Genomic DNA, 6,345 nt, shown 5'->3' with positions numbered 1-6,345 from the left:
GCCCCTAAAAGAAATTAGGTCACTTTCTCTTGCCTTCTATATCATTGCTACTAAATGCCAATTAGTCCAAACTCAAGTAAAAAATGACATTATTTCTATAGCGTCACCTGCCGAAGCAGCTGTGATAATTTCTGCTCCGTCTAATTCAAACAAGAAGGTAAGTAAAGTTCTCGTATCAGGGTCATCATCTACGACGAGCAATCGTAGACCTTTAAAAGACATTGATTGATTAGACATTATTCTCACCGCCGTCTAGCTCAAGCACTTAGAGTAGCAATCGCATCAAATGGCACGCATTTGTCAATACCATTTGATGCATTCTTTACTAAATCTTAATAGAACTAATTGCTAAGTGTCTGTCCGGTTTCGGACATAATAACTTAGAAAATTGATTCATCGGTGATGTCTACGACGGGCTACGCCTACGCACCTTGGCTGATTGATTCCCCAGTAACCGAGTAAATTCTTTTTGTATAACTCGATAGCACTCGCAGGAAGTTGCTTCCAAATCCTCTCGGTTGAGAATACTAATTTGACCACGCTGATAGCGAATCATTCCGGCTCGGCTGAGGGTGCTAGCCGCTACTGTTACACCAGAACGACGAACACCTAGCATCTGGGCGATAAATTCTTGTGTGAGTGGAAAATTATCTGATTCAAAACGGTCAGAAACTGTGAGAAGCCAACGAGCTAGCCGTTCTTCTAGTGTATGAAGACGGTTGCAAGCACATCCTTGCGTAAGTTCTGTATATATAGCTCGTACATAGCGCAGCAGCAGCTTTTGAATAGCTCCGCCCCGATTGAACTCGGTTCTCAGAACATCTGCATCCATCTGCATTCCAGCGCCCGCAACTTGGACAAACGCTTTTGTGGTTGTTGTGTTGCCTCCTAAAATTACTGGGATACCCACCATGCCTTCATTGCTCACTATCCCAACTTCTACCGTCGAACCATCTTCCATAATAGTGACTATAGAAACCACTGCATTTTGGGGAAAATAGACCTCTGTGATGGGTTCTCCTGGTTCGTAAATGACTTGCCTAGTGGGAAACGAAACTAACTTCAGGTGCGGAACAAGACGCTCATAATCACTAGCAGGCAAAGCCGCGAGTAATCTATTTACTTGCGGCTTAAGAGTATTTTCGCTCACTGAACATTAAAACAGAAATTTTCTCAAAATACTTTAAATCAAGTTACTTTTGCCAGTCTGTTCGGTTTCGCACACATAACTCAAAAAAATTTTCTTGCTCGGTTACTGGGCTTTTTGCCCAGTAACCGAGCAAATTCGTTTTGGATAACTTGATAACACTCACAGGAAGTTGCTTCCAAATCCTCTCGGTTCAGTATCCTAATATGACCGCGTTGGTAGCTGATCATTCCGGCTCGGCTGAGGGTGCTAGCCGCTACTGTCACGCCGGAACGACGTACACCTAACATCTGGGAGATAAATTCGTGCGTAAGTGGAAAATCTTCTGATTCCAAACGTTCAGAGACTGTCAGTAACCAACGGGCTAACCGTTCTTCTAGTGTATGAAGACGGTTGCAAGCCGCTCCTTGCGCTAGCTCAGAGTATATAGCTTGTACATAGCACAGCAGCAGCTTTTGAATAGCTCCGCCTCGATTGAACTCGTTTCTGAGTACATCTGCACTGATTTGCATAGCCACGCCCGCAATCTGTACAAACGCTGTTGTGGTTGTGGTATTGTCTCCTAAAATTACCGGGATACCCACCATGCCTTCATTGCTTACGATCCCAACTTCTGCCGTTGAGCCATCTTCCATAGTGGTGACTATAGAAACCACTGCCTTATCAGGAAAATAGACCTGTGTAATTGGTTCAGCTGCTTGGTAAAGAATTTGCCCAACTGAGAGCGGAACTAGCTTTAAATGGGGGGTAAGACGTTCATAATCACTCGCCGGCAAAGCTGCTAGCAGCTTATTTGGTTGTTGCTGAAAAAGGCTTTTATCTAATGACATTAGAAGTCACTCTCCTTAAGTAGGTGACTTTAGAAAAGTCAACTCCGGGCACAAGGAAAGAATTTAAGGATCTGATCCTAATGTCAAAAGGTGTATTCTCTAAAGGAACATGGGCACAATCTAAAAAATCTTAAATAAACACACTTATGTAAGTCTGTGCGTTTTCGTACATAGAAGCCAAAAAAATTATTTTTGGCTTCTATTGGGCTTATTGCCCAATAAACGGACAAATTCCTTTTCGATAATTTGATAACATTCGCAGGAGGTTTTTTCTAAAGCCTGTCGATTCAGGATGTTAATCTGACCACGGTGGTAGGTGATCATTCCGGCTTCGCTCAAAATATTAGCTGCTTCGGTGACACCAGAACGACGTACACCCAGCATCTGCGAGATAAATTCTTGTGTAAGTGGGAATTCATCTGATTCCAGACGATCAGAAACTGTTAGCAACCATCGAGCCAACCGCCCCTCTAGCTTATGAAGACGGTTGCACGCAGATCCTTGTGCTATTTGAGTGTATACACCTTGCACATAGCGTAGCAGCACGCTTTGGAGAGCTGTACCCCGATTGAACTCGCTTCTGAGTATGTCTACATCGATCTGCATAGCACTGTCTGGAATCTGCACAAATGCAGTTGTGGTTGTGATGTTATCTCCTAAAATTACGGGCATACCTACCATGCCTTCATTACTCACTAAACCAACTTCCACAGTTGAGCCATCTTCCATTGTAGTGATTATAGAAACCACTGCCTTATTAGGAAAATAGACCTGTGCGATCGGTTCGCCTGCTTCGTAAAGTACTTGCCGATTGGAGAGCTTAACCAACTTCAGATGGGGGACGAGACGCTCATAATCATTGAGCGACAGAACTGCCAGCAAACTATTTGCTGGTTGCTCAAAGGTATTTTTGTCTAATGACATTGGGATTCTCCTGAATGTGGCAGTCTTTAGAAAAAGCAACTTGCGGCATAAGGAGAAAATCAAGAGCCAAACCCTAATGTCAAAAGATGTATTTCCTAAAAAAGTTATAATAAAGCATTGAGATTCTTATACTCATATCCATAATATAACATAACTAAATTTAGTTTATTCATAGTAAGAAAAAATCTAGATCATAGACTATGAAGCTTGTTACAAGTGCCTGAGACATCTATCTAAAGACTGAAAAGAGAATACAAATTAATAGTAAATTATTAAGTACATACTACTGCAAAAAACTATATTTATCTTGTTAAATACTGACTTTAGCAAAGTTAATAGAAAGTATAAAAAAATCAGTAGGTCGGTTTCAAGCTAAGGAATCCCAACAATTGGAATTGCGAAATTTCACAGGAATTGCACTTGCGATCGCAGAATTAAACCAAATTATGTTCACTAATCATATAGACATGAGCATCTTTGTCGTTGCGATCGCAGCAAAAAATTCTTGGTTACACAAGCAAGCCTTTACAACCCTAAGTCTTTGTCGTTGCGATCGGATACTGTGAATTTTTCCGATAAACTCAGTATATTTTGATTGTTCACGAAAATAATATACTTTTTCAGAAGCATATTAACATGAACATTTATTAAGACTTAATTCCGGAATAATCTTAAGATTTCTGATATACTACGGTAAATTAACTGATTTATCGTAGTATATGCTAAGGCTAAAACAGTCAATTCCACAAAACCCTAATAAAAGCAAGTACTCTGTACTACAATTTTAGATTTTATGACTCCACAAACTACCTTAATCATCGGGTTGCTTTATGCAATAATAAGCAACTGCATCTATTAACTACGATTTAAATATCGATTTTTAATCGTATCGGCAAAATATTATTCTGCTGAAAAATTTATATTGGCTTGGTGCCAAACTAAGTGTTGTTTGAAGCTAAGTTAATTAGAAATAATAACATACTTGACAAAATGTAAAATTAACAATAAAAATATCACTGTTAAATTAAACAAAAAACAACACGAAAACATGAAGTATAACCAGCTTGGTAAGAGTGATTTAAAAGTTTCTGAAATTTGTCTGGGCACTATGACTTATGGACAGCAAAATACTATTGAAGAAGCCCATGCTCAGTTAGATTATTCTATTACCCAAGGAGTCAACTTTATTGATGCGGCGGAGATGTACCCAGTTCCAACAAGTGCAGAGACTTATGGATTAACTGAAACTTATATTGGGGAATGGTTAAAGCATCAACAAAGAGAACAACTAATTATAGCTACTAAAATTGCTGGTCCAGGTCGTGGCTTTAAATGGTTACGTGATGGAGCTAAAGCAATTGACCGTGATAATATCAAACAAGCTGTCGATGATAGTTTAAAAAGATTACAAACAGATTATATTGATCTCTACCAAATCCACTGGCCCGATCGCTACGTGCCACGATTTGGGCAAACGGTATTCGATCCGACTCAAGTGGGAGAAACAGTTCCCATCGCGGAACAGCTAGCAGTTTTTGCTGATGTAATTAAGGCAGGAAAAATTCGCTATATCGGTTTGAGCAATGAAACTCCTTGGGGAGTAGCACAATTTAGTAACGCTGCTAAACAATTAGGTTTACCCAAAGTTGTCTCAATTCAAAATGCCTATAATTTGCTGAATCGAGTATTTGATGGAGCTTTAGCAGAAGCAGTTTATCACGAAGAAATTGGGTTACTGGCTTATAGTCCTTTAGCATTTGGCTTCTTGACCGGCAAATACCTAAATGGCAAACCAGAGAAAGCAAGAGTCAGTTTGTTTGAAAATTTTGGTCAGCGCTACTTAAAACCAAAAGTCACCGAAGCAGTAGCAGCTTATGTGGAAATTGCCAAGCGCTATCAACTAAGTCCAGCGCATTTGGCTTTGGCATTCGTGCGGAGTCGTTGGTTTGTCCCTAGCACAATTATTGGTGCTACGACACTAGAACAACTCAAAGAGAATTTGGAAAGTGTAGATGTAGTTCTCAGTAAAGACATTCTGGAAGAGTTGGATATAGTTCATGCTCAGTCTCCAAACCCAGCACCATGAACAATTAAAAATTAAAAATTAGAAATTAGAAATTCAAACATTTTAGGCAGTTCACCTCGTTACCAGGCTCCAGCCTGGTAATGCCTCCCTAGAGGCTCTGGCTCTCATTATTAGATCCAAAACTACATATTTCGTAGGTAGGATATGACTTTTACAGCAACATTAATTGACCAGAATACTATTCGTCGTCGGGGTACTGGCTTAAAGGCTTATAATCCCGAAAAAGCATTTAAAGGATACACACTTTTCACACCTCTGACAGGTCAAGGTGAAGTCTACCTTCTGAACTTAGAAGGAGAAGTAGTACACCAGTGGAATTTGCCATATCCACCAGGGTTATATGGTTATCTCTTACCTAATGGCAACCTTTTTTATAACGGTAAGACTCCACCAGAAGAACCACTACGTTTTGCTTTGTGGGCTGCATTTAAAAGTGGTGTTGTTTTAGAGGCAGATCCCAAAGGAAATATTATTTGGGAATATAAACATCCAGATCATCATCACGATGGACGCAGATTAGCCAATGGCAACACAATTTTACTCGCCATTGAAAAGATACCTCAGTCGTTAGTTCCTCGCATCAAAGGCGGCGTACCAGGTACAGAACCAGATGGGAATATCTATGCTGATGTCCTTTATGAGGTGACTCCAGCAGGTGAAATTATTTGGACTTGGCACGCCCACGAACACCTCAATCCAGATAAATTTACCATTACACCCCAGGATCATCGGCATGAATGGACTCATGGGAATACTGTGGGTGAACTCGCTGATGGCAACATCATAGTGAGCTTTCGTAATATATCCACAGTTGTCATTATCGATCGCAAAACTGGAGAAATTATTTGGACGTTGGGCGATGACGTGCTAGCACAGCAGCACTTTCCCAACGAGCTAGCTAACGGTAATATCCTGATTTTCGACAATGGCGCACATCGCCGTAACGTCGCTCTTAATTTCTCCCGTGTGATTGAGGTAAACCGTCAAACGAAAGAGATAGTTTGGGAATACACCGATAACCCGCCCCAAAATTTTTTCAGTGCATACATATCAGGAGCGCAACGTTTAGCAAATGGCAATACCTTGATTACAGAAGGTGCTTACGGTCGGATATTCGAGGTGACAGTTGCAGGAGAGATTGTTTGGGAATACATCAACCCCCACTTTGCAACTCGGAATATTCCAGGTGAAAAATCGCCGATAACTCGTGGAGAGCAGAATACAGTCTTCCGCGCCTTTCGTTATGCACCTGAAGAGGTGCCCTGCCCCCCTGCCCTGACTAAAGCCAGGGCACCTCGGCAGGGGCAGAACCAGAGGGGCGGCAGACTGTAGTCTGCGCTCACCGAGTTTGGGGCGAT

Annotated in this window: 7 protein-coding genes; 4 read left to right on the top strand and 3 right to left on the bottom strand. The window is 41.1% G+C overall.

Annotated elements, in window-relative coordinates:
• The coding region (locus G1O98_RS39530; RefSeq protein ID WP_207794527.1) for a hypothetical protein at positions 1-229 on the top strand (229 nt) is incomplete at its 5' end.
• A gap of 177 nt (positions 230-406) precedes the next feature.
• Here G1O98_RS39530 and G1O98_RS36220 read toward each other — a convergent pair.
• The 3 genes from G1O98_RS36220 to G1O98_RS36210 all read right to left on the bottom strand — a co-directional run bounded on the left by G1O98_RS36220 (position 407) and on the right by G1O98_RS36210 (position 2,901).
• Positions 407-1,150 (bottom strand): Crp/Fnr family transcriptional regulator, encoded by a 744-nt coding sequence (locus G1O98_RS36220; protein ID WP_163939016.1) that lies wholly within the window; start codon positions 1,148-1,150, stop codon positions 407-409.
• A gap of 80 nt (positions 1,151-1,230) precedes the next feature.
• A complete protein-coding gene (locus tag G1O98_RS36215) occupies positions 1,231-1,977 on the bottom strand; it encodes a Crp/Fnr family transcriptional regulator (protein WP_163939014.1) in 747 nt (248 codons plus the stop codon).
• A 186-nt stretch (positions 1,978-2,163) separates the two neighbouring features.
• A complete protein-coding gene (locus G1O98_RS36210; RefSeq protein WP_163939012.1) occupies positions 2,164-2,901 on the bottom strand; it encodes a Crp/Fnr family transcriptional regulator in 738 nt (245 codons plus the stop codon).
• 389 nt (positions 2,902-3,290) lie between these two features.
• Here G1O98_RS36210 and G1O98_RS36205 point away from each other — a divergent pair, with 389 nt between their 5' ends.
• From G1O98_RS36205 to G1O98_RS36195, 3 genes are all read left to right on the top strand, one after another.
• Positions 3,291-3,467 carry a hypothetical protein gene (locus G1O98_RS36205; RefSeq protein WP_163939010.1) on the top strand — a complete coding sequence of 59 codons (177 nt, stop codon included), beginning with the start codon at positions 3,291-3,293 and terminating at the stop codon, positions 3,465-3,467.
• 482 nt (positions 3,468-3,949) lie between these two features.
• Positions 3,950-4,987 (top strand): NADP(H)-dependent aldo-keto reductase, encoded by a 1,038-nt coding sequence (locus G1O98_RS36200; RefSeq protein ID WP_163939008.1) that lies wholly within the window; start codon positions 3,950-3,952, stop codon positions 4,985-4,987.
• A gap of 144 nt (positions 4,988-5,131) precedes the next feature.
• The gene (locus tag G1O98_RS36195) at positions 5,132-6,319 is read left to right on the top strand and encodes an aryl-sulfate sulfotransferase (protein WP_163939006.1); all 1,188 of its coding nucleotides are present in this window, start codon (positions 5,132-5,134) and stop codon (positions 6,317-6,319) included.
• Positions 6,320-6,345 lie beyond the last annotated feature (26 nt).

The organism is Nostoc sp. UIC 10630, from assembly GCF_010747425.1.
Taxonomy (GTDB): Bacteria; Cyanobacteriota; Cyanobacteriia; order Cyanobacteriales; family Nostocaceae; genus Nostoc.
Note: the sequence above shows the minus strand (reverse complement) of the source record. Positions and strands in the feature narration are given on the sequence as shown.

What these genes read in the sequence shown, in the direction of transcription:
- G1O98_RS36215 (WP_163939014.1), bottom strand. Translation starts at nt 1,977, where the DNA reads ATGTCATTAGATAAAAGCCTTTTTCAGCAACAACCAAATAAGCTGCTA.
- G1O98_RS36210 (WP_163939012.1), bottom strand. Translation starts at nt 2,901, where the DNA reads ATGTCATTAGACAAAAATACCTTTGAGCAACCAGCAAATAGTTTGCTG.
- G1O98_RS36200 (WP_163939008.1), top strand. Translation starts at nt 3,950, where the DNA reads ATGAAGTATAACCAGCTTGGTAAGAGTGATTTAAAAGTTTCTGAAATT.
- G1O98_RS36195 (WP_163939006.1), top strand. Translation starts at nt 5,132, where the DNA reads ATGACTTTTACAGCAACATTAATTGACCAGAATACTATTCGTCGTCGG.